Origin of the sequence: Streptomyces sp. P17 (genome assembly GCF_032436805.1) — a bacterium.
GTDB lineage: Bacteria > Actinomycetota > Actinomycetes > Streptomycetales > Streptomycetaceae > Streptomyces.
This window is the reverse complement of the sequence record NZ_JAVRBF010001054.1, coordinates 1-260: the sequence shown is the minus strand read 5'-3', so window position 1 is coordinate 260 and position 260 is coordinate 1. Positions and strand designations below refer to the sequence as shown.

At 58.8% G+C, this 260-nt stretch carries 1 protein-coding gene; it reads right to left on the bottom strand.

Going from position 1 to position 260, the window contains the following annotated elements:
- Nucleotides 1–260 (bottom strand): hypothetical protein (locus RMT89_RS43920; RefSeq protein WP_315889349.1); only part of this gene is annotated, 260 nt, incomplete at both ends.

Below are 260 nucleotides of genomic sequence, written 5' to 3'. Positions count from 1 at the left end.
ATGGGCCATAAGGGCGATGTCGGATTGGTGGTAAGGCACGGTGTCCACTTCGGGGATGTGCCAATTGCGTACAATGCGGACCAGCTTGGCGCCTGCATTGGCCAGCTCTGCGTACTCGTTGGGGAGGCGCATATCGGTGACTACAACGACATCCACAGAGGGATCGCCGAGGCCGTTGAGGACCTGAACGAGTCCCTTGTCGAGCCAGTAGTTCGGTGTACCCATGTGCTCACGTCTGAACTCGGTGCCGTACTGCTGGA